The organism is Mesorhizobium zhangyense (assembly GCF_011045115.1).
Lineage (GTDB): Bacteria > Pseudomonadota > Alphaproteobacteria > Rhizobiales > Rhizobiaceae > Mesorhizobium_M > Mesorhizobium_M zhangyense.
The window spans coordinates 383,567-405,024 of record NZ_JAAKZG010000003.1; the positions used below are offsets into that span (position 1 = coordinate 383,567).

Annotated in this window: 21 protein-coding genes and 1 pseudogene; 18 read left to right on the top strand and 4 right to left on the bottom strand. The window is 62.7% G+C overall.

What is annotated here, in order from left to right; translation table 11 throughout:
- Window positions 1-12: 12 nt before the first annotated feature.
- On the bottom strand, window positions 13-819 hold the full coding sequence (locus tag G6N74_RS08635) for an alpha/beta fold hydrolase (RefSeq protein ID WP_165116344.1): 807 nt from the start codon (window positions 817-819) through the stop codon (window positions 13-15).
- A 97-nt stretch (window positions 820-916) separates the two neighbouring features.
- Between G6N74_RS08635 and G6N74_RS30685 the strand changes: the two genes are divergently transcribed.
- The 15 genes from G6N74_RS30685 to G6N74_RS31155 all read left to right on the top strand — a co-directional run bounded on the left by G6N74_RS30685 (window position 917) and on the right by G6N74_RS31155 (window position 15,657).
- Window positions 917-2,953: a 3-hydroxyacyl-CoA dehydrogenase NAD-binding domain-containing protein gene (locus G6N74_RS30685; RefSeq protein ID WP_312857850.1), complete on the top strand. Its 2,037-nt coding sequence runs from the start codon at window positions 917-919 to the stop codon at window positions 2,951-2,953.
- Window positions 2,954-2,982: 29 nt separating this feature from the next.
- Complete coding sequence (locus G6N74_RS08645) at window positions 2,983-3,744, top strand: enoyl-CoA hydratase-related protein (RefSeq protein ID WP_165116346.1); 762 nt, start codon at window positions 2,983-2,985, stop codon at window positions 3,742-3,744.
- The gene (locus G6N74_RS08650) at window positions 3,729-4,529 is read left to right on the top strand and encodes an alpha/beta fold hydrolase (RefSeq protein ID WP_165116348.1); all 801 of its coding nucleotides are present in this window, start codon (window positions 3,729-3,731) and stop codon (window positions 4,527-4,529) included. Before G6N74_RS08645 ends, G6N74_RS08650 begins: the two co-directional genes overlap by 16 nt.
- Window positions 4,530-4,539: 10 nt before the next feature.
- Window positions 4,540-5,205, top strand: a complete 666-nt coding sequence (locus tag G6N74_RS08655; protein ID WP_165116350.1) for a glutathione S-transferase family protein — start codon at window positions 4,540-4,542, stop codon at window positions 5,203-5,205.
- Window positions 5,206-5,208: 3 nt separating this feature from the next.
- Window positions 5,209-6,405 (top strand): CaiB/BaiF CoA transferase family protein, encoded by a 1,197-nt coding sequence (locus G6N74_RS08660; protein ID WP_165116352.1) that lies wholly within the window; start codon window positions 5,209-5,211, stop codon window positions 6,403-6,405.
- Window positions 6,405-7,034 (top strand): carboxymuconolactone decarboxylase family protein, encoded by a 630-nt coding sequence (locus G6N74_RS08665; RefSeq protein ID WP_205826577.1) that lies wholly within the window; start codon window positions 6,405-6,407, stop codon window positions 7,032-7,034. The genes G6N74_RS08660 and G6N74_RS08665 overlap by 1 nt, the downstream gene beginning before the upstream one ends.
- Window positions 7,035-7,126: 92 nt before the next feature.
- A complete protein-coding gene (locus G6N74_RS08670) occupies window positions 7,127-7,876 on the top strand; it encodes a GntR family transcriptional regulator (protein ID WP_165116354.1) in 750 nt (249 codons plus the stop codon).
- 90 nt (window positions 7,877-7,966) lie between these two features.
- Window positions 7,967-8,932 carry an aldo/keto reductase gene (locus tag G6N74_RS08675; RefSeq protein WP_205826578.1) on the top strand — a complete coding sequence of 322 codons (966 nt, stop codon included), beginning with the start codon at window positions 7,967-7,969 and terminating at the stop codon, window positions 8,930-8,932.
- A gap of 20 nt (window positions 8,933-8,952) precedes the next feature.
- Complete coding sequence (locus G6N74_RS08680) at window positions 8,953-10,404, top strand: aldehyde dehydrogenase family protein (RefSeq protein WP_165116357.1); 1,452 nt, start codon at window positions 8,953-8,955, stop codon at window positions 10,402-10,404.
- Window positions 10,405-10,414: 10 nt separating this feature from the next.
- Entirely contained in the window at window positions 10,415-11,881 is a 1,467-nt protein-coding gene (locus tag G6N74_RS08685; protein ID WP_165116358.1) for an aldehyde dehydrogenase family protein, read from the top strand.
- A gap of 2 nt (window positions 11,882-11,883) precedes the next feature.
- Window positions 11,884-12,663: an SDR family NAD(P)-dependent oxidoreductase gene (locus G6N74_RS08690; protein WP_205826579.1), complete on the top strand. Its 780-nt coding sequence runs from the start codon at window positions 11,884-11,886 to the stop codon at window positions 12,661-12,663.
- A 133-nt stretch (window positions 12,664-12,796) separates the two neighbouring features.
- Window positions 12,797-13,855, top strand: coding sequence for an alpha/beta fold hydrolase (locus tag G6N74_RS08695; protein ID WP_165116359.1), 1,059 nt, complete (start codon window positions 12,797-12,799; stop codon window positions 13,853-13,855).
- A 173-nt stretch (window positions 13,856-14,028) separates the two neighbouring features.
- Entirely contained in the window at window positions 14,029-15,078 is a 1,050-nt protein-coding gene (locus G6N74_RS08700) for a class I SAM-dependent methyltransferase (protein WP_165116360.1), read from the top strand.
- A gap of 6 nt (window positions 15,079-15,084) precedes the next feature.
- Window positions 15,085-15,432 carry a hypothetical protein gene (locus G6N74_RS08705; RefSeq protein WP_165116361.1) on the top strand — a complete coding sequence of 116 codons (348 nt, stop codon included), beginning with the start codon at window positions 15,085-15,087 and terminating at the stop codon, window positions 15,430-15,432.
- A gap of 99 nt (window positions 15,433-15,531) precedes the next feature.
- Window positions 15,532-15,657: a hypothetical protein gene (locus tag G6N74_RS31155; RefSeq protein ID WP_281353957.1), complete on the top strand. Its 126-nt coding sequence runs from the start codon at window positions 15,532-15,534 to the stop codon at window positions 15,655-15,657.
- Between the two features lie 65 nt (window positions 15,658-15,722).
- Here the strand turns inward: G6N74_RS31155 and G6N74_RS08710 are convergent, their stop codons facing one another.
- A complete protein-coding gene (locus G6N74_RS08710; protein WP_165116362.1) occupies window positions 15,723-16,061 on the bottom strand; it encodes an RcnB family protein in 339 nt (112 codons plus the stop codon).
- 264 nt (window positions 16,062-16,325) lie between these two features.
- Here G6N74_RS08710 and G6N74_RS08715 point away from each other — a divergent pair, with 264 nt between their 5' ends.
- Window positions 16,326-16,757: a hypothetical protein gene (locus G6N74_RS08715; RefSeq protein WP_165116363.1), complete on the top strand. Its 432-nt coding sequence runs from the start codon at window positions 16,326-16,328 to the stop codon at window positions 16,755-16,757.
- 743 nt (window positions 16,758-17,500) lie between these two features.
- On the opposite strand, the gene G6N74_RS08720 is transcribed toward G6N74_RS08715, so the two are convergent.
- Window positions 17,501-18,277, bottom strand: a complete 777-nt coding sequence (locus G6N74_RS08720; protein ID WP_165116364.1) for an IclR family transcriptional regulator — start codon at window positions 18,275-18,277, stop codon at window positions 17,501-17,503.
- 129 nt (window positions 18,278-18,406) lie between these two features.
- Here G6N74_RS08720 and G6N74_RS08725 point away from each other — a divergent pair, with 129 nt between their 5' ends.
- Window positions 18,407-20,119, top strand: coding sequence for a thiamine pyrophosphate-requiring protein (locus tag G6N74_RS08725; protein WP_165116365.1), 1,713 nt, complete (start codon window positions 18,407-18,409; stop codon window positions 20,117-20,119).
- A 153-nt stretch (window positions 20,120-20,272) separates the two neighbouring features.
- A pseudogene (locus tag G6N74_RS31480) lies at window positions 20,273-20,476 on the top strand (cupin domain-containing protein); the annotation flags it as partial.
- A 213-nt stretch (window positions 20,477-20,689) separates the two neighbouring features.
- On the opposite strand, the gene G6N74_RS08735 reads toward G6N74_RS31480, so the two are convergent.
- Window positions 20,690-21,451 (bottom strand): SDR family NAD(P)-dependent oxidoreductase, encoded by a 762-nt coding sequence (locus tag G6N74_RS08735; protein ID WP_165116366.1) that lies wholly within the window; start codon window positions 21,449-21,451, stop codon window positions 20,690-20,692.
- Between the last annotated feature and the right edge of the window lie 7 nt (window positions 21,452-21,458).

The window sequence follows — 21,458 nt, forward strand, 5'->3', positions numbered from 1 at the left end:
GTGGCGGCGATGTCAGCCCCCAGCCTTGAGACCGCCCCACCAGCGCGCGATTGTCGCGGCGGCCTCGCGTGGCTTTTCCGCCGGCATAGCATGGCTGGCATTGGGAATGGCTTCAGCCGTCACCCGGCCTGCGAACTCGCGAACGAGTTCGTCCTCGCTCCCAGTCGGCCGGAACGGGTCAGCGCCGCCCATCAAATCCAGGATGGGCGCAGTTCCGGTTTCCCACCAGTCCGATTGCGGCGTAAGCGCGCGCGCAGCACGCTGGCTCGCCACCACTTCAGGATGCCAGCCGCTAAGCCATTCGCCGGCATCGTTACCTTCGGCGAAGAAGCCCAGACGCAGGGCAGCGAGACGCTCGGCATCCGAGGTCTCCGCCGCATTGATGGCGGTGATCGCCGCACTCAGATGCTGCGGCCATTGCTTCGCGCCCGACGCAAGCAGAACGACGCCGGCGACGATATCCGGATGGTCCGCAGCAACCGTGCGAGCAACCCAGGTGCCATAGGCATGGCCGGCCACGATAGCGCGTTCGCCCTCTCCGAGTTCGGCGGAAAGCACAGTCACGAAATCCGTCGCGAAATCATGGAAGCTCACGTCCCGCATGGGTCCGCGGGACGGCAGAATGCCGCGCGGTTCGACGCGCGCGACGCGGAAACCATGCCCTTGCAGGGCTTTGGCCAATGGCCACAGTTCCGCGCAGCAGCGGCCAGTGGATGCGATCAGCAGCACCAGCGGCCCCTCACCGCCGATCCTGTAGCCGACCTGCCCATCGCGGGTCGGCAGGATTCGCAGGTCGTCGGTGTCGGCGTCGTCGGTCATGGCTGTTCCTCTGCAAAGCCATTCCGCCCAGCGATTGACAGGCGGAACATCAGTAAAATATATAAAACTAGCTTTTTAGCATAACAAGAGAATTATCGTGATCGGTTGGGCCAGACATGCGGATATAGCGGTTGTCACCATAGACAACCCGCCGGTCAATGCCGGTTCGCATGCCGTGCGCTCCGGCCTCGTGGCCGCACTGGCCGAGATTGCCACCCAACCCGAAATTAAAGGCGTGATTCTCATCGGCGCCGGCAAGACCTTTATCGGCGGGTCGGACATTCGCGAATTCGGCCAGCCGCTCGCCGATCCGCAACTTCCGGCGGTGATCGACGCCATTGAAGCACTGCCCATACCTGTCGCCGCAGCCATTCGCGGCGCGGCCCTCGGCGGCGGTTATGAACTTGCGCTCGGGTGCGACCTGCGCGTGGCCGACGAGAAAGCGGTGGTGGGGCTTCCCGAAGTCAGCCTCGGGCTCGTTCCCGGCGCCGGCGGTACACAAAGGCTGCCGCGCCTGACGGGCGTGCCGGTAGCCATCGATCTCATCCTTTCCGCACGGCGGATTTCCGCCCCGGAAGCGCAGTCGCTCAGCATGATCGATGTGGTAAGCACGGACGATCTGCTGGAAGACACGATATCAGCGCTTCGCCGACTAGCCGGCAAGCGCCGCATTGCCGACATGCCGGTTCCAGCTTTCGATCCCGCAGAAGCGAAAGCGGCGTATGACAAGGCCATTGCCCGCGCAAAAGGCCGACCCGCCGCGCAGCAGGCGGCACAATTAATCCTCAGCGCTTCCGAAAAGCCTTTCCGCGAAGCGCTGGCCGAGGAACGCGCCGTCTTCCAGGCGATCCGCATCTCGCCCGAGGCCTTCGCCTATCGCCATCTCTTCTTTGCCGAGCGCGACGCGGCGCGGCTGGACACTGCCGCGGCGAGCGGCTCGAAAATTTCGCGTATCGCGGTGATCGGCGCAGGCACGATGGGTGCCGGCATCGCGCATGCGTTTTTGTCTTCCGGCTACCATGTGATCCTGATCGAAAGGGATGAACCGTCGCTGACAGCCGGAGAAGCGCGCATCGCCGGCTTGCGCGAACAGGATTTCAAGCGCGGCCGCATCTCCGAAGCCGCCAGGCAGGCGCAGGCGCACGCCTTGACAGCAATCGCCGCTCTCGATGCGGCCAAGGACGCCGATCTGGTCATCGAGGCGGTATTCGAAGACATGGCCGTCAAACGCGATCTGCTCGCGCGCCTCGGCTCCATCGTCAGCCGCGAAACCATCGTTGCGACCAACACCTCCTATCTCGATATCGACGCGATGGCCGAAGGTTTCCCGCAGCTCAAGCGGTTGCTCGGACTGCACTTTTTCTCGCCCGCCCATGTGATGAAGCTTCTGGAGATCGTGCGCGCCTCGGCAACCAGTGATGAGACATTGGCGACAGCCCTTTCGGTGGCAAAGCGGCTCGGCAAGCAGCCGGTGGTGGCCAAGAACGCCTACGGCTTCATCGGCAACCGCATCTACGCCGCCTACCGCCGTCACGCGGAGTTCCTGATTCAGGACGGCGCGACGCCCGAAGCCGTCGACCGCGCGATGACCGGTTTTGGCATGGCCATGGGACCGTTTGCGGTTGCCGACCTTTCAGCACTCGATATTGCATGGCGTATGCGCAAGGCGCAGGCCGCAACGCGTGATCCCTCGGCACGCTATGTCGACATTCCCGACCGCCTCTGCGAGGCAGGACGGCTCGGACGCAAGACAGGGGCCGGCTATTACGACTATTCCTCGGGGAAGGCTCAGGCCGATCCCGCTGTGGGAGCCTTCATCGCAGCATCGCGGCAGGCGGCAGGCATCACACCACGAACCATCGGCGATGAAGAGATTTGCGCACGCTGTCTGGGCGCCATGGTCAACGAAGTAGCCCTCCTGTTCGCGGAAGGCGTGGCCCGCAAGCCATCCGACATCGATGTTGCCATGGTGCACGGCTACGGCTTCCCGCGCTGGACCGGCGGACCGGTCTGGTGGTCCGCGAATCTTCCCGATGACGATCTCAAGAGCGTTCTGGCGCAGGTCGCTGCCGCCGAAGGCCCGCTATTCCGCGCCGGAGACGTCGACGCCCTGATCTCCGCTCTCAAGCAATAACAACGCACGCCGAAACGAGGAACGCAGCCATGGCAATCATCATCGAAAAGGCCGACATGATCGCGACGATCTCCATCGATTGTCCGCCGGTCAACGCGATTTCGATCGCCGACTATGCCGAGATTGCCGACACCTTCGAGGCGGCGAAGGACTGGGCCGACATCAACTGCATCATCTTCACCGCCACGGGCAGCAAGGCGTTTTGCGCCGGGCTGGACCTCAACGAATTCCTCGCGGCTACACTGGACCAGGACCCCGCCCGGGCAAGGATCGTGCGCCGTTGCTTCGCCGCCGTGCGCCATGCCGCCGTCCCCGTCATCGGCGCCATCAACGGCCCGGCGCTCGGTGCAGGAACGGTGCTGGCCTCGGTCTGCGATATCCGCATCGCATCGGAAAACGCACGGTTCGGCATGCCCGAGATCAATGTCGGTCGCTGCGGCGGTGCTGCACACATGATGCGCCACCTGCCGCAAGGCCTGCTGCGTCAGATGTATTTCACCGGTCAGCCGATCAGCGCCGCCGAAGCGCTTCAGTGCGGTTTCATCCAGAAGGTCGTGCCCTTCGAAGACCTCGCCAAGTCCGCTCGCTCACTCGCCGAGGTCATCGCCGCCAAGGCGCCGATCGGCCTGCGCATGGCGAAAGAAGCCCTCAACAAGGTCGAATTCATGCAGACCGAGGACGGCTATCAGCTCGAACAGAGCTATTCCACCACATTGATGGCGACCGAAGACGCGCGCGAAGCCACGCGCGCCGTGGTCGAGAAGCGTCCGCCAGTATGGGTGGGCCGCTGATCATGGAAGGCACCTTCGTCCGCGACGGCGTGGCGCTGAACTACCGGATCGACAAGGCCGATCCGGCGGCGCCCTGGCTCGTGTTCGGCAACTCGCTGATGACCGACCTGTCGATCTGGGACGAACAAGTGGCGGCGCTTGCGAGCGCATGGAACATCCTGCGTTACGACCAGCGCGGGCATGGCCAATCCGGCGTGCCGGTGGCGGCTCTCGATATCCCGACGCTGGCCGAGGATCTGCTGGCGCTGATCGACTTCGTCGGCATCGAGCGCTGCACCTATGTCGGACTCTCCATGGGCGTTCCGACCGGGCTTGCCGCCTTCGGTACGCGCCCCGAGCTTTTCGAACGCCTCGTTCTCGTCGACGGCCAGGCCCGCAGCGCGGCCACCGGACTCGCTTTCTGGGAAGAGCGGATCGCCTTTGCGCGCGAGCACGGCATGGCGGCACTTGCCGAGCAGACAATGAAGCGCTGGCTGCGGCCGAAGCGTTACGACTCGCAGCAGGCTGAACGGCTCCAGGACATGATCGCCGCCACCCAGCTCGAAGGTTTTGTGGCCTGCGCCTCCGCCCTGCGGGAGTACGACCAGTCTGCGGTGTTGCCGCAGCTCGACATTCCCGTTCGGCTGATTGCCGGTGCCGAGGATGGCGCCATGCCGGCAACGATGAAAGCAATAGCCGGGCAGATTGCAGACGCTGCGTTCGAAGCCCTACCGGATGCCGGCCACGTGCCCAATTTCGAGAAGCCGGCGGAGTTCAACGCCGCGCTCGCAGCGGCGCTGCGATGAGGACGCCCGCATGAAGCTTCTCTGGTCGCCGAAATCACCTTTCGTCCGCAAGGTCATGATCGTCATCCACGAACTCGGGCTGGCGGACAGGATCGAGCTGGTGCGCGCTGTCGCGGTGCCGCGCGGCGAGCCAAATCCCGTCATCCTGAAAGAAAATCCGCTCGGGAAGATTCCAACGCTTCTGGTGCCGGGCCTACCGCCGATCTTCGATTCCGCGGTCATCTGTGATTGGCTCTCGAATCTTTCCGCCGATGGCGAAAGCCTGATCCCGCGCGCGGGCAAACCGAGGCTCAGGCAACTGCGCTGGCAGGCACTGGGCGACGGTCTGACCGAAAACCTGCTGCTCTGGCGTATCGAATGCCTGGGAGCCGACGGCGGCGATGCAGAAGTGATCGCATCCTATCGCGCCAAGGTGCGGGCAGCGCTTGCCGGGCTCGAAGATGAAGCCGGCGAGCTCGCCTCCGCGCCATTCGGCATCGGCCAGATCGCCATCCTCTGCGCGCTCGGCCAGCTCGACTTCCGCTTTTCGCAGAGTGAGTGGCGACGCGCTCATCCCAAACTCACCGCGTGGAGCGAGTTGCAAGCCGACCGCCCGTCGGTCGCCGCCACCGTCATCGTCAACGACCAGGGGCCGGACGAAGGCCCAATCATGAATCTTACTTTCGGAGAGGACTGACCTTTGGCCGGACCACTTTCACACATCCGCGTGCTCGATTTGAGCCGCATCATGGCAGGGCCCTGGTCTGGTCAGATCCTGGCCGACCTGGGTGCTGACGTCATCAAGGTGGAACGCACCGGCGAGGGCGACGACACCCGCAAATGGGGCCCGCCCTATCTGACCGGCAGCGATGGAAAGCCGACGAAGGAGTCGGGCTATTACCTGTCCGTCAATCGCGGCAAGCGCTCGGTCGAAGTGGATATCTCGACCGAACGGGGTCAGGCGGTCATCCGCGAAATCGCCAAGACCTCCGACATCGTCCTGGAGAATTTCAAGTCGGGCACGCTCGACCGCTACGGTCTGGGCCACGAGCATCTCAAGGCAGAGAACCCGCGCGTCATCTATGCCTCCATCACCGGTTTCGGCACGACCGGACCCAAGCGTGAGGACGTAGCCTACGACTTCATGATCCAGGCCATGGGCGGGTTGATGAGCGTGACCGGCGAGCGCGACGACCTGCCGGGCGGCGGCCCACAGAAGGTCGGCATCCCGATCATCGACATCATGACCGGCATGTACACGACGATCGCCGTCCTGGCGGCACTCGCCAATCGCGACCAGACCGGCAAAGGTGACTATATCGACGTTTCCATGCTGGACGTCTCGGTGGCGATGCTGGCCAACCAGGCGATGAACTTCCTGGTTTCGGGCAAGACGCCAAAGCGCGGCGGAAACCGTCACCCCAACATCCAGCCGCAGGACGTCTTTGCGGTGGCCGACGGCCACATCGTGCTTGCGGTCGGCAATGACGAACAGTTCCGCCGCTTCGCCACCGTCCTTGGCGCACCTGAATGGGCCGACGACGAACGCTTCTCGACTAACGCCGCCCGCGTGACCAACCTGTCGACCTTGCATCCGATGATCTGCGAGCGCTTCGCGCAGAAACCCCTGCAACACTGGCTGGCCGAGCTTGGCGCGGCGAAGGTTCCTTGTGGCCCCATCAACACCATCCCGATGGTTTTCGACGAGCCCCAGGTGCAGCACCGCGAAATGCTGAGGGAATTGCCCCACCCGCTGGCGGGCTCCGTCAAGCAGGTGGTGAGCCCGATGCGCTTCACCGAAGCACCCCTTTCCTTCGATCTGCCGCCCCCGCTTCTGGGGCAGCATACCGACGAAATCCTTGCCTCTTTGGGCCTGACCGACGGAGCAACGACCTGATGTCCCAGCATACCCAGAACACATCGGGCGCACGGATTTCCCTTCCCGACACCGACGGCATGACACCGGAGCAGCGCCGCGTCTTCGACGGCATCGTAACCGGACGCCGCGGCGAACTCGTGGGGCCCTTGCGCGCGGCACTCCACAATCCGGAGCTTGCCGAACGGTGGAGCAAGCTGGGCGAAACACTACGCTATTGCACGCGCCTCCCGCCTCGCCTCTCCGAATTGGCGGTGCTGGTCACTGCACGCGTCTGGAACAGCGAACTCGAATGGACGATCCATCGCCGTGCGGCAGAGGCGGCCGGACTGGAAGCCGACATCATCGACGCCATACGCGACGGCAAGGCTCCGCGCCTGATCAAGGAAGAAGACCGCGAAGTCTATCGCTTCGCCGCGGACATGCTCACGACAGGCACCGTCTCCGACCGAGTCTATGAGGCGGTTCTGGCGCGTTGGGACGAGGCCGGCACGGTCGAGCTTACCGCATTGGTGGGCTACTATTGCATGGTGGCGCTGACGCTCAACGTGCACCGCATCCCTCTTCCCGCGTCGATACGGCCTGACCTGCTTGGCGGAGGCACCCCGCCCGACGGCCTAAGCCCGATCCCACAACTCGTGGATGCATGAGGCTGAGCACTTGGAAACGCGGACAAAAACAGACATATGCTAGCATATAGCATTTTCACTCGGGCCAGATCGCCCAGCGAAGGAGAGCATCTTTGTCCGTTTCGACCCAGGGGAACACAGCTGAAGCGCTGAAAAAGAGTGCGATTTCGCGGTATATCCAGCTCGCTTCCCTGTTCAAGCGGCGTATCGAAACGGGTGAGTGGGCGGTTGGCGGGCAAATTCCAACCGTCGAGATGCTGGCAAAGGAGTGCGGCGTTGCCGCCATGACGATCCGCCATGCGCTCAATATCCTCGAAGCTGACGGGATGATCGAGCGATATCGTGCCAAGGGCACGTTCGTGAAGCAGCGCCCCGTCAACGACATGTGGTGCCAGGTCCAGACCGACTGGAGCGGCATGCTGCTTGCGCGCGAAAACGCCCGGATCGAAGTGCTGTCCGACGAGCGCGACGTTTCGCTGCCGGCGCGCAGTTTCAAGATCGGCAAGCCGGCGCCTGCCTACCGGCATCTCCAGCGTCGCCACACGCGCGACGGCGAGGCCTTCCTGCTCGCCGATGTCTATGTCGCCGAGCGCATTGCATCCCAGATTCCCGAAGACGACTACAGCATCAAGACAGCCCTAAGGCTCGTTGCCGATGTGCCCGGGCTGGTCATCACCGACGCAACCCAGACGCTCACCATCGACAGTGCGGATCTCTATATCTCCGAGAAGCTCGACATCCCCATCAGCAACCCGGTGGCACGGGTGGAGCGCTGTGCAGTGGACAGCAACGGGGAGCTGGTGCTCGTCGCCGACGGCACCTATCGAGGCGACCGGGTGCGCATCGATTTCAAGCTTCGGTGATGTAAAGTATAAAAACATATATTATTGACTTATAGGGTTTCGCATGCGATGCCGTCGTCGCCTGCGTATGGCCGGCGGGAGGAGAAGAGCTTGCAATACGTTCAGTTGGGCCGCACCGGTACGCGCGTCTCGAACATCTGCTTCGGCACGATGTCGTTCGGCTCCTACAGCGACGCATCCACAGCCAGGGCGATGTACGACCACTGCCGGGAACTCGGCATCAACTTCTTCGATTGCGCTAATTCCTATGCCGGAGGCGGCAAGGCAGAAGCCATTCTCGGCGACCTGCTAGGCTCCGATCGCGACCGCGTGGTCATCACCACCAAGGTCTGCCGGCCAATGTCGCAGGACACCAACGGGTCCGGCCTGTCGCGGCGTCACATCATGCAGGAGGTCGAAAACAGCCTGCGCCGCCTGAAGACCGACCGCATCGACGTCTATTTCGCTCATCACTATGACCCTTACACACCGCCCGAAGAGACCCTGCGCGCCTTCGACGACCTGCAGCGCCAGGGCAAGATCATTTATGCCGGCGTTTCCAATTGGGCCGCCTGGCGCATAGCCGACGCCATCGGCATCTCCCGGCGCGAGGCGCTGGCGCGGTTCGACGTCGTGCAGCCGATGTACAATCTGGTGAAGCGCCAGGCCGAGTTCGAGCTGTTTCCGCTCGCCCAGGTCATGGGCCTCTCCGTCATGGTGTTCTCGCCCCTCGCCTCCGGCCTTCTGACCCGCGCGAACGCCAATACATCCGGCCAGCGCAGCGGCCGGCTTGCCGAAGCCCGCTATCTCAAGCGCTACGAGGACCAGCGCAATTTCGAGATCGCCGCCGAATTCTGCGCGATCGCGGATGAGGTGGGGGTCGATCCCGCCATGCTGGCGGTCGCCTGGGCTGCCTCGCACCCGGCCGTCACCGTTCCCATTATCGGCGCCGAAAGCGTCGAGCAGGTCGGCAACTATGTCGAGGCGGTGAATTTTGCCATGACCCCGGAACTGCGGCAGAGGATTTCCGACCTCTCCCCGCTCCCGACCTACGAAATCGAACGCACCATCGACTGATGGCGAAGGACGAGACGACCATGCAGACTTCCTCCCCAATCACCCTCGACCACCTGATCGGCAACAAGGATGTGACCTCGTCCTCCTATGCCGAACTGCGCGACCCGGGACGGCTCACCGATATCGTCGGCCTGATCGCGCAGGGGGATGCGGCGACCGTCGACGCAGCCGTTCGCGCCGCGCACGAGGCCTTCCAGAGCTGGAAGAAGACGAGCTATGAGGAACGCGCCGCACTTCTGCGCGCCGCCGCCGACCTGCTTGAGGTAGAGGCTAACGCGGTCGTCGAGATCATGGCGCGCGAGTCCGGCATGCTGGTCGGCACCAACAAGGCCGAGATCGGCATGGCGGCGAATATCGTGCGCGACAATGCCGAGGCGGGTGAAGAATTTCTCAAGCCGATGGAAGTGTCGGACGCCGAAAGCTGGGTCAGCGTCGAGAAGCGTCCCATCGGCGTGATCGCCGACATCGTTCCCTGGAATGCACCGATCATCCTGACCATGCGCAAGGTTGCGCCGGCACTGGTCTGCGGCAACACGGTCGTGGTCAAGCCCGCGCCGACGGCTCCCATCGGCCTGACCCTGCTGCTCAAGAAAATGGCCGCGCTCTTCCCTGCCGGCGTGATCAACGTCGTGCATGGCGGCGGCGATGTCGGGCACGCGTTATCGGTCCATCCGCTGGTGCGCAAGGTTTCCTTCACCGGAGGTGGAACGGTCGCACGGCAGATCATGAAAGCGGCTGCCGATGGCCTCAAGGGCGTGCAGTTCGAGCTGGGAGGCAACGATCCGTCCATCCTGCTGCCGGACGCAAATTTCGACGACGCCATTCCAAAGATCCTCGGCGGGGCATTCCGTCGTTCGGGACAGTTCTGCTTCGCAGTGAAGCGCGTCTACGTTCCTTCGGAGGCCTATGCCGATGTCGTCGCGCGCCTTGAGGCCGAAGCTGACAAGTTCCGTATTGGCCATCCGCTCGACAAGGGCGTGACCTTCGGCCCGATCAACAATCGCGGCCAGTTCGAATTCCTCAAGGGCCTGCTCGAACGCACGCGCGCCAGCGGCGCAACGGTTCGGGAACTCGGCACCGTTGCCGAGCCAGATGGCTGGGACAACGGCTATTACATGCGACCAGTGATCGTCTCCGACATCGCCATGGATGCGGAACTGGTTCAGATCGAGCAGTTCGGTCCGATCCTGCCAGTGGTGAAATACGATTCCCTCGACGAGGTCATCGAAAGCGTGAACGCAGGCGAACTGGGTCTCGGCTCCAGCCTGTGGACCAGCAATTTCGATGAAGCGCTGAAAATCGCACGCCGCATCGAAGCCGGCATGACCTTCATCAACAATGTCGGGACATCGCGGCTCGGCCAGAAGAACATCCCCTTCGGCGGCGTGAAGCAGAGTGGCATCGGACGCGAAAGCTCGCCCATCGGGCTTCGCGAATATGTCGAATACCACGCCCTCAACTACCACAAGTGAGGACTCTGAGATGACCTCTACGACCCCCCTCACCATAGACAACTTCATTGCCGGCAAATGGGAAGGCAGTGCCGAGCGCTTCGATGTCCGCGATCCGGGCCGCACCGCCGACATCGTGGCAACCGTTGCCGTTGCCGACGTAGGCGCGGTCGACCGTGCGGTGAACGCCGCACATGCCGCCCTCAAGCCTTGGTCCAACATTCCTGTCGCAGAGCGCGCGGAAGCCGTGCTGCGCGCCGCCGACCTGATCGAGTCCGAGGCCGACAAAGGCCTCGACGGTCTCGTTGGCGTCGTGGTGCGCGAAACCGGCATGCTGCCGGCAGAGATCGCGATGGAGTTCCGTGGCGCCGCTTTCGCATCCCGCGACAATGTCGAGGCCGCCAGGATCGCGCTCGAGCCCAGGATCATCGAGGACGAAGCCTCGATCGTGCGCATCGAGCACAAGCCCATCGGCGTGGTGGCTGCGATCGTGCCGTGGAATGCGCCGATCGTGCTGCTGATCCGCAAATTCGCGCCCGCATTGGTTGCCGGTGACACGCTGGTCATCAAGACGCCGCCGACCGCGCCAGCGGGCATCGCGCTGCTGATGGAAAAGCTCGCACCGCTCTTCCCCGAGGGTGTCATCAACGTGGTGCATGGTGGCGCGGAAACGGGTGCGGCACTGGCCGCCCATCCAAAGGTTCGCCTGGTGTCCTTCACCGGTGGCGGCGTGGCTGCCAAGGCCATCATGAAGACCGCGGCCGAGACGCTGAAGAACGTGCAGTTCGAACTGGGCGGCAACGACGCGGCAATCGTGCTCGACGATTTCGACCTGGACGGACAGATCCCGACGCTCGCCGCCGGCGCATTCCACCGGTCGGGCCAGTTCTGCTTCGCGATCAAGCGGCTTTATGTGCCGGCTTCGATCTATGACGCGTTCTTCGACAAGCTCGCCGCTCATCTCGACAAGGTGCGCATCGGTCACCCGTTGCATCCCGAGACGACCTTCGGCCCGATCAACAATGGGGCTCAACTGAGCTACCTCAAGGGCCTCATCCAAAAGACGCGGGACGCGGGCGGCGAACTGATCGAGCTTGGCACGCCCGTCTCTCGTGAGACCTGGGACGAAGGCAACTATTTGCGTCCGGTGCTGGTCAAGGACCCCGGCCCCGATTTCGACATCGTTACCTGCGAGCAGTTCGGACCTGTCCTGCCGGTTATGCGCTACACGGACGAGGACGCCGTGGTGGAACTGGCCAATGGCACCGACTACGGCCTCGGTTCTTCGGTGTGGACATCGAATTTCGAGCGCGGCGTCGCTTTTGGGCGGCGGCTTGAGGCCGGCATGACCTTCATCAACAAGAACGCTCAATCACGCCTCGGTCGTCGGCATATGCCGTTCGGCGGCATCAAGCAGAGCGGCATCGGTACCGAGAACTCGGAACTCGGCCTGGCCGAATTCACCGAGATCCATGCGATGAATTTTCACAAGGTGTGACGATGGCTCTGCCTGATTTTCCGACCAACCTGACTCCATCCCTTCTCGCCGGCAAGACTGCCCTGGTCACCGGCGGAGTCTCCGGCATCGGCCAGGCCATCGGGTCGCTGTTTGCGGCAAGCGGCGCGAAGGTCATCATTGCTGATCTCTCCCTGCCCGAGCGCGAAGCGCCCGCCGATTGCGGAGTGGGTCCGGGCTGGCGCTGCGACGTCTCTGATGAAGCAAGCGTGGCGGTGCTGGCCGAGCGCATTGCGCGCGTGGAAAAGAAGCTCGACCTGCTGGTCAATTGCGCCGGCGTTCCGCAGTCAGCGACCCCGATCGACACGATGACGGTCGACGGCTGGGATCGCATCATGAACGTCAATGTGCGTTCGCTTTTCCTCACCACGAAACATTTCCTGCCCTTGCTCAAGACGGGCGGAAACGCGGCGATCGTCAACATCTGCTCGGTCGTCGGCGTGCGGCCGAAGGCTGGCCTCGCGGCCTACAGCGCCTCGAAGGCCGCAGCCATCGCGACCACCCAGTCGCTTGCGCTCGAACTGGCCAAGGACGGCATCCGTGTGAACGGCATCAATCCCGGCGCCACCGAAACGCCGATGCTTTCGGGTTTCACCCATGGGCAGCAGGTGCATGAGGTCGTCGGCAGCTTCGCCAACCAGATCCCGATGGGCGAGATCATCCGGCCGAACGATGTGGCTGGTGCGGCACTCTACCTGGCATCGGACCTCGCCAGGCTCGTCACGGGTGCGGTCATTAACGTCGATGGCGGCCGCTGCGTTTAACTGCCACGGCAACCACCCGCCGGCGCTGACCCTTGCGCAAAAAGCCCCGCCACCCTTTCGGCGTAGACGGCTGATCGATCAGGCTATGAGATCGGGCCTGTTGCGCGACTTTCCGCTACGGTATCCTTGGAGGATGAAACTCAGCCAGAGCATACGGTTCTGCACCTCCGTCGACGGCACTCGGATTGCCGTCGCATCGTGCGGAGAGGGACCGGTGATCCTGCGGGCGGCGCACTGGCTGAGCCATGTCGATTACGACCTTGAAAGCCCGGTGTGGCGGCCATGGCTTCAGGCGCTTTCGGCCCGCAACCGGTTTGTGCGTTACGATCCACGCGGCTGCGGCCTGTCGGACAGGCATGTCGCCGATCTGACGCTTGCGGCCTGGCATGCGGACCTGGACTGCGTCGCGGCGTCGATCGAAGAGCCACGTTTTGTCCTCCTCGGTCTTTCGCAGGGCGGCGCCCTCGGCATCGCATATGCACTCAGGCATCCCGAGCGCGTGTCGCATCTGGTGCTGCTGAACGCCTACGGTCAGGGCGGGCGGGTTCGCGCGCAGACGGAAGCCGAGCGGCTGGAGGCCGAGACGCTTGTCAACTTCATTCGCATCGGCTGGGGGCGCGACAGTCCAGCGTTCTGCCAGTTCTTCACCAACCTCTTCATACCTGACGGGACGCCCGAACAGCATCGCTGGTGGGGCGATCTCGAGCGTGTAACGGCAACGGCCGATGTCGCCGCGCAACTGCTTTCGCAGATGCAGGGGATCGACGTGCTCGACCTTGCGAAGAAGATACGCGTCCCGACATTGATCGCGCATAGCCGCGGCGACATGCGCGTGCCGTTCGACGAAGGTTGCAAGCTGGCTGCCGCGATCCCGGGCGCACGTTTCGTGCCGCTTGAGAGCAAGAACCATGTGCTCTTGCCGGACGAGCCGGCCTGGGCTGTGTTCCAAACCGAACTCGCGGCCTTCCTCGGCCAGGATCAGCCCAGGCAGCCGCGCGCAATCCGCGAGGCTGGTCTCACTCCCGCCGAAGCGGCACTTCTGGACCTTGTTGCAGAGGGGCTCGACAACCGTGCGATCGCAGAACGTCTCGGCAAGAGCGTGAAGACCGTGCGCAACCAGTTGTCGGTGATCTTCAGCAAACTTGGCGTGCACAGCCGCTCGCAAGCGATCGTCATGACGCTTTCCAAGTAGCCACACACGTCGCGACGGGCGGTTTACCGCCCCTGCCAGCGCTGATCGGGACATCTGCCCCTGATAAGGCCTGATTTCCTTGCCTGGGCGGGACGGTCGCCTCATGTCCATCGGCACGACTGGTCTCATCCTTGTGTCGACGGAATGGCAACATGCCGTCCGAAGGAGGAACCATGACACAACTCAACGAAACCACCCTCAATGAACTCGTGGGCCGCGTCCTTGGCGACCTTGGCGGCGCGGTCAGCGTGCCGCTGGTGAGAATCGGAGACGCGCTCGACCTGTACAAGACCCTCAAGGAGATCGGTCCGGCCAATGCTGACGAGCTTGCAGATGCCGCGGGATGTGCGGCCCGCTACGTGCGCGAGTGGCTGGCAGCGCAGGCGGCCTCGGGCTATGTGCATTACGAGAACGGACGGTTCTCGCTGACGCCCGAGCAGTCGTTCGTGTTTGCAGAGCCCGACAGCCCGGTCAATCTTATCGGCGCCTTCGATACCGCTGCTGCGATGGTCGAGAACCAGCGGAAGGTGCAGGCGGCCTTCAAGACCGGCCGCGGTATTGCCTGGGGTGATCAGGCCGGCTGCATGTTCTGCGCCGTGGCGCGGCTGTTCCGGCCCGGCTACGTGAATGCCCTGGTGCAGGAATGGCTGCCGGCGCTCGATGGAGTGATCGACAAGTTGAAGGCCGGTGCCACGGTGGCCGACGTAGGGTGTGGCCACGGACTGTCGACGGTCCTGATGGCGCAGGCGTTCCCAAATTCCCGGTTTACCGGCTACGACTTCCATCCGGCGTCTATTGCCGCCGCGACCGCGCACGCCCGAGCGCACGGCATGACGAACCTGCACTTCGAGGTTGGCCGGGCGCAGGACTTCGCAGGGCGTGACTTCGATCTGATCACCTGCTTCGACTGCCTGCACGACATGGGCGATCCCAAGACCGCGGCAGCGCACATCAGAAAGGCGTTGAAACAGGGCGGCACGTGGATGGTGGTCGAGCCCATGGCCGGCGATACACTGGAAGACAACATCAATCCGGTTGGAAGGCTCTATTACTCGGCATCCACGATGATCTGTGTTCCCACCTCGCTGGCACAGGAGACGGGGCTCGCGCTTGGCGCGCAAGCGGGCGAAAAACGGCTGGCCGAGGTGATCCGTTCCGGTGGCTTCACGCATGTCCGGCGGGCGGCCCAGACCCCGCTCAACATGGTACTGGAAGCGACCTGACGGCAAATGGCGGCGCCCGTGCTCGACACGCGAGCGCCGCTATTTGACCGGATAGAAGCAATCGAATTTCGCGGCCTTGCATTGCAGGCTGTAACAAAGGTTGAGTGCCAAGGTCGCGGCACAGGACCGCACTTTAACCTTCGATTGACTCTTGGCCTTCATATCTCGTTCATGGATGACGAGCAGAAAACAGCCTCTGACTGGCGCGCGACGATACTATGTCTGGTTCACGTCGCAATTTTGTTCGCTCCCATCGCGATCGCGCTGGGCGTTCTGGTGGGGCTGTCTACCAGCCAAGAGCGATTTGCCGGCAAACCGGACCCGATCGTCACGAGCACAATTCGGCAAAGATAGAGTCCACCCATCTGGGAGTTTCCGCGTCCAGAAGCAGGTACTAATATCGTGAGATGCTGCGCCCTGACCAAGTGAGCTGAAACCTTCAGGAGGAAGTCCGTGGACAAAACCTCTCTAATCGCCGAGTTGAGCTGGCTGGCAGCACTTCCGTTTCTGGTGATCGCAATCCGGCTTCACGAGTTGCTGGCCAGGACGGCCACTCCATCGCCGGTAATTCGCCGATAAAGCCACTCCATGAAAAAGGCGGCTCCTCAGAACCGCCCTTTGCTCGATTGACCTGCCGTCCGGTGTTAGCGGCCGGCGGCGATGCCTGCGATGATACCGGTCGCCATTGAGATCAGCAGATAGTCGTTGTCGACCTTCACCCACTGCTGACCCCTGCCAGGACGCTTCAGTCCGTAGCGGTGATAATCGCGAACATGCTGCTTTCGCTTCCAGTCGCTCATTCGGCTGCCTTTCGACCACCGATGGTCCTTCGCGAACGGCCTGCGCGCCTCATGCTTCTTGTTGAAATGCGACGGTCCGCTTTGCTGCTGCATGCCCTGCGGAGGCCGATGGTACTGCTGTGCTTGAGCCATCGGAACTGCAAGCATGGAAAGTGCCACTGCTGCGAGAACAATTCGTTTCATTGGGAGGGTCCTTCTCATTCACGCCTGACTTCTACGTGTCGAAGGGTGAACCGGATATGAACACCAGCATTAACAATCCGTAATGTTTTCAAATACTTGTCATATGATTTTAATACGTGCTCACTACAATTCAGCGGTGGCGCACGCTTTCCTCTCCGCAGTGAGTGCCGCCGCAGATATCGCCGGGCCCCGCGGCGGTTGCAGCGTCGTGAATTTGCATGACGGCGTTTCGGCGGTTACCTTGCCGCCCTCACGGAGTGAAGCATGGATTATCGAACAGCCACTACCGCCGACCTTACCGCGATCTTTCGAGACCTGGCCAATCGAATGGCTGACCAGTATGCGACGGCCGGCCTGAATATCGACGAGGTGAAGGACGAATTCATGATGGCCCTGAGAGAGGGCCGCGGCCATACCTTGATCGAGGACGGGAAACCAGTCGCAATAATCGCATGGCGGGAGATCAATCACGCAGCTCAAACGGCTTTTGCAGCCCATGAGAGCTTCTTTTCCCGGTCTTCAGTCCGCTTCTGCAAGAAACACATCAGGCGCATCCAGGCTCTCTGCGGGAACCTTCCAATCCATTCCTACAGCTGGTCGCACCGGCCGGAAGTCGCGAAGTGGTTCCGCATTCTCGGCTTCAAGGAAGTGGAGCGCGGGAAAGGCTTCGTTATCTTCGAACTCGACCCTGAATGATCGTTCTACGTCTCAGATCACCTACGCGCAACGCGAAGGAGATGCCCCAGATCATGCCGCCGAACTACTGGCTGCGCACGAGCCGGGGATTGATGATGCTCTAGCTATCTCACCAGAGGCTCGAGCGGAGCAATCGAGCGTGCGGATCGGCATCCGCCAGATTCCACCGCCTTAATCGCACAAAATTGCCTGACGGTTTGCTCGGAAGAACTCGATTGGCAGCCAGAAACAAAGAAGCCAATTGCGAGCGTTGTGCAGATCGAAAGCCATTGCATTTGCGATACTCCACGTATGTTCTGCGCGAAGTCTATCACCGAGTGCCGGCAAGTCTAGAAAACAACCTGTGATCGGCGCTCTCATCTTGTCGGTATTGGCTGTGGATCTGGCCCCGGATCGGGCATTGGTCCCGGTGGCGTAGGGGGCATCGGGTCAGGCACTGGCCGCGGCGGTGTTGCTGCTTGTCTCGGTGGCACCCTCACCTCGTCGGGATTCGGTAGCGGCTCCTCGTCGGGCAACCTGTCTGGCTCCGGCTCCTCTATCGGGGGCTGTGCCGGCATCGGGTTCGGCAATTCTTCGTCGTCGTTTGGCCGTTTCGGTCCTGCCATGGTTTTCTCCATTCATGTCGAAGGACAACCCGGCTGCAGGCGGCATTGTTCCATACGAGAGAACAGGAGTTCCGTGAAGTTCGGTCACTGATCGGGCGCGCGATGATCGACCGCCGATCTGGCGGGCGTGAGGTCGGCTTAAGCCGACGGGGCTGCAATCTGGCCGTAAAGCAGGCCGCCGGCATCCCTCGCCGCATGCTGAAGCCGCGCAAGCGCCAACTGCGTGATTTCGTCGGTCATGCGCGACGCCGGGCCGAAAACCGACAGCCCTGCGATCATGCGGCCACCCCGCGCCAGAATAGGCACTGCGACGGCGCGGATACCATCTTCGCGCTCACTGTCATTAAAGGCATGGCCAAGTTCGCGGACTTCCGCGATCTGGCGCTCCAGCGTGGCACGCTCGACAACGGTATTGCGCGTGAAACGGAGACGTTCCACCGTATCAAGATAATGCGCACGCTGGCGCTCGGACATGAATGCGAGCCAGGTCTTGCCATGGGCAGTGCAATAGGCTTCGAGCCTGCTGCCTACGCGAATATCCACCGACAATTGCCGGCGAGAGACCGCGCGGGCGATACATACGACCATGTCCGACTGGAAGACCGTCGCCATCGCGGCTTCCTGGAGGTCGGCGGTGATGGCATTGAGAAGCGGCTGCAAGGTCTGCCCAAGCAGGTCGCCGCCGGTGACCCGATCGCCAAGATCGACGAACACGTAGCTCAGCCGGTAACGGCCCTTCGCCACGGCAACCAGTGCGCCGACATGTTCCAGCGTCCGCAGGAAGCGATGCGCGGTGACGAAGTTCAGATCGAGCTCGGTCGCCACATCCGTCGTGGTGACCTCATTCCGGTCTTCGTCGAAGAGTTTCAGGATGTCGAAGGCCTTGACCACGGAGCCGTTGATCTGGGTGACCATAGCTTGAGCCTCGCATAGGTGGAAAAGCTTGACCGTCTGCCCGGACATTGCCAAACTTTATTCGGAATAGATATTTCAAATATAGCAATATATATCGAGGCTGTCGATGCAAACCGTCCAGCAAAGCCGATGAACAAGCGCGAAACAGTCAAGACCGGAACGATGACAGCCGGCGGAGCCTTGCTGGCGCGGCTGAAAGCGGTCGGCGTGGACTACATCTTCGCCAATTCGGGCACGGATTTTCCGCCGATTATCGAGGGTCTGGCCGAGGCGGAGGCACGCGGCATTCCGCTACCGCAGGCGCTGGTCATGCCGCATGAATCTGCGGCGATGGGAATGGCGCATGGCTATTATTTGGCGACGGGCCGGCCGCAGGCTGTGATGGCGCATACAAATGTCGGTCTGGCGAATTGCGCCATCGGCGCGATCAACGCCGCCACCGAGCATATTCCAATGCTGCTGTTTTCCGGCCGCACGCCGACCACTGAGAAGGGTCATCTTGGATCCCGGACCGTGCCGATCGGCTGGGGCCAAGAAATGCGGGACCAGGCGGCACTGGTCCGCGAGGCCTGCAAATGGGACTATGAGCTGCGCTTTCCCGAACAGGTGCCCGAGATTGTCGACCGCGCCTATGCCATCGCCAGTTCGGAGCCGCGCGGGCCGGTCTATGTCAGCCTGCCGCGCGAGGTGCTGTGCGAGACCTGCCCGACGGAAGGGCTGGACAAACCGGCAACGATGGCGCCGGCGCGAGCAGGCGCCCGCCCCGCCGACATTGAGGCAGCGGCAGCCATTCTGGCTGCGGCGCGACACCCGGTCATCTTCGCGCAGCGCGGCGCTGGCGATGACGCCGGCTTCGAGGCGCTAAGCGCGCTGGCGCAAGAATGGGCTATTCCCGTTTGCCAATACTGGGCGGTGCAGCTTGCCATACCGACCGACCACCCAATGACTGCCGGTCCCGACCCCAAGCCGCTTCTCGAACAGGCCGACGCGATCCTGGTTATCGATGCGCTGGCGCCATGGTCGCCTGACATCCATCGACCAAGGGACGATTGCCGTATCATCCATCTCGGCCAGGACCCGCTCTACAGCCGCTTTCCCGTCCGTAGCTTTCGCTCCGACATCAGCCTTGCCTGTGACGTTAGCGAAGGCATCCAGGCCCTGCGCGTGGCGATGGAGCCGTTGCGCGCCGAGGCAATCGCCGCCCGCCGCGATCTGATTGCAGGCGCAAATGCCCACACACGTGCCGCTGCAATAGCGACGGCCGAGCGCGGCAACGGCGCGCCGATGAGCAAGGATTGGGTCAGCCTCTGCCTATCGCGCGCAATCGAAGGACGAGAGGCGACAGTGCTTTCCGAACTCGGCTGCCCGATGGGGCCAATGACGCTCAAGCATCGCCGCGCCTGGTATCAGGAGCCGCATTCGGGCGGGCTCGGCTGGTCGTTTCCCGCTGGGCTCGGCATGCAGCTTGCCGACCGCGAGCGCCTTGTCATCGCGACGATGGGTGATGGCTCCTACATCTTTTCCAACCCGGTCGCCTGCCACCAGATCGCCGAGGCGCTGGAACTGCCGCTGCTGGTGATCATCGTCAACAACGCCGAATGGGGAGCGGTGCGCCAGTCGGTGCTCGGCATCTATCCCGACGGCCATGCCGCGCGCACCAACCGCATGCCGTTGACCGGGCTTTCGCCCATACCGGATTTCACCAAGGTCGCCGCCGCAAGCCGCGCCTGGGCGCGAACGGTGACCGACGGCGCTGTGCTGGAGGAAGCGCTGTCGGATGCGATCCGTCACATCGAAACGCATAGGACGCTCGCCTTGCTGGACGTCCATGTGAGGCCGTGAACGCTTTTGCATGAACCTGAGGAGGAACCCACATGCCCGAACTCGCCCGCTCCGAATTCTGGAAAGACCTGAAGCCAATCACCAAGGTGTTCCAGCCGGACGCGCTGCCGGAGGTCTACACCGAAAACGCAGCGACGGACGACGAGCGCTACTATGTACCCTTCACCGACCGTGTCCTCCCGGCCGCTGTGGATCTCGCCGTCACAGAACAAATGGTGCGACATACTCATGGCCAAGGGCGCGGGGTTGGTGAACCGGCATTATCACCCGCACGAGGTTTTCGCCTACACGATCTCCGGCAAATGGGGCTATCTCGAGCACGACTGGACAGCGACCGCCGGCGATTTCGTCTATGAGACCCCGGGCGAGGGTCACACGCTGGTCGCTTATGAGCACAAAGACCCGATGAAGGTGTTCTTCCAAGTCAAGGGGCCGCTGATCTGGCTCAAGGAGGACGGCGAACCGGATGGCTATTTCGACGTGCACAATTACATCGCGCTCTGCCGCGACCACTACGAGAAGGTTGGTTTGGGCCGCGACTACATCGACAAGCTGTTCCGGTGGAGCCGGCTAAATATTCATGCCGCCGTCGACCATCAGCGTCGTGCCGGTGGTGAAGCTGCTTTGGTCGGACGCCAGATAGAGCACCGAGCGGGCAATCTCATCGGCCGTGCCATGACGGCCGAGCGGGATCATCCCGTTGAAGAAGGCCGCACCATCCACGCCTAGGGCCTGACCAAGCCCGCCTTCCACCGCATGCTGAAAACCGTTGTCAATCGGCCCGGGATGGATGGTGTTGACCCGGATGCGGCGCGGCGCAAGTTCCTTGGCGAGGCATCGCATCAGGCCGATCTGGGCGTGCTTGGCGGTGATATAGGCATAGACGCCGGGATCGCCGCGCATGCCGGCAACGCTCGAGGTGATGATGATGCTGCCACCATCGCGCATTTTCGGCACGGCATATTTTGCCGCCAGGAACGCGCCCCGAACATGCACCGCCTGGACGGCATCGAAAACATCCTCGGGATAGGTTTCGATCGGGGCGACGACGCCGAAGTTGCCTGCATTTGAGAACAGCACGTCGATCGGGCCGAAGCGCTTCACTGCGTTTCCGACATAGCGGCGGGTGCCTGCCGCATTGGATACGTCGGCGAGAACCGTCTCGACGCGCGCTGCAGGGAGACCGGTGGCTGCCTTTTCCAGCGCGGCCTGTTCCCGGTCGACGAGCACGACGTTGGCGCCCTCCCTAAGAAACAGGCGCGCTGCCGCTAGCCCCAGGCTGCCTGCACCTCCGGTAATGATGCAGTTCTTGCCTCCAAGCAGCGCGCCCATTCCTCCC

Bases quoted from the DNA above. Each gene is read 5' to 3' on its own strand.
- G6N74_RS08735 (WP_165116366.1), bottom strand. From the start codon at position 21,451: ATGGGCGCGCTGCTTGGAGGCAAGAACTGCATCATTACCGGAGGTGCA.
- G6N74_RS08710 (WP_165116362.1), bottom strand. From the start codon at position 16,061: ATGAAACGAATTGTTCTCGCAGCAGTGGCACTTTCCATGCTTGCAGTT.
- G6N74_RS08680 (WP_165116357.1), top strand. From the start codon at position 8,953: ATGCAGACTTCCTCCCCAATCACCCTCGACCACCTGATCGGCAACAAG.
- G6N74_RS08645 (WP_165116346.1), top strand. From the start codon at position 2,983: ATGGCAATCATCATCGAAAAGGCCGACATGATCGCGACGATCTCCATC.
- G6N74_RS08665 (WP_205826577.1), top strand. From the start codon at position 6,405: ATGTCCCAGCATACCCAGAACACATCGGGCGCACGGATTTCCCTTCCC.
- G6N74_RS08700 (WP_165116360.1), top strand. From the start codon at position 14,029: ATGACACAACTCAACGAAACCACCCTCAATGAACTCGTGGGCCGCGTC.
- G6N74_RS08685 (WP_165116358.1), top strand. From the start codon at position 10,415: ATGACCTCTACGACCCCCCTCACCATAGACAACTTCATTGCCGGCAAA.
- G6N74_RS08635 (WP_165116344.1), bottom strand. From the start codon at position 819: ATGACCGACGACGCCGACACCGACGACCTGCGAATCCTGCCGACCCGC.
- G6N74_RS08650 (WP_165116348.1), top strand. From the start codon at position 3,729: ATGGGTGGGCCGCTGATCATGGAAGGCACCTTCGTCCGCGACGGCGTG.
- G6N74_RS08715 (WP_165116363.1), top strand. From the start codon at position 16,326: ATGGATTATCGAACAGCCACTACCGCCGACCTTACCGCGATCTTTCGA.
- G6N74_RS08690 (WP_205826579.1), top strand. From the start codon at position 11,884: ATGGCTCTGCCTGATTTTCCGACCAACCTGACTCCATCCCTTCTCGCC.
- G6N74_RS08705 (WP_165116361.1), top strand. From the start codon at position 15,085: ATGGCGGCGCCCGTGCTCGACACGCGAGCGCCGCTATTTGACCGGATA.
- G6N74_RS08720 (WP_165116364.1), bottom strand. From the start codon at position 18,277: ATGGTCACCCAGATCAACGGCTCCGTGGTCAAGGCCTTCGACATCCTG.
- G6N74_RS08725 (WP_165116365.1), top strand. From the start codon at position 18,407: ATGAACAAGCGCGAAACAGTCAAGACCGGAACGATGACAGCCGGCGGA.
- G6N74_RS08695 (WP_165116359.1), top strand. From the start codon at position 12,797: ATGAAACTCAGCCAGAGCATACGGTTCTGCACCTCCGTCGACGGCACT.
- G6N74_RS08655 (WP_165116350.1), top strand. From the start codon at position 4,540: ATGAAGCTTCTCTGGTCGCCGAAATCACCTTTCGTCCGCAAGGTCATG.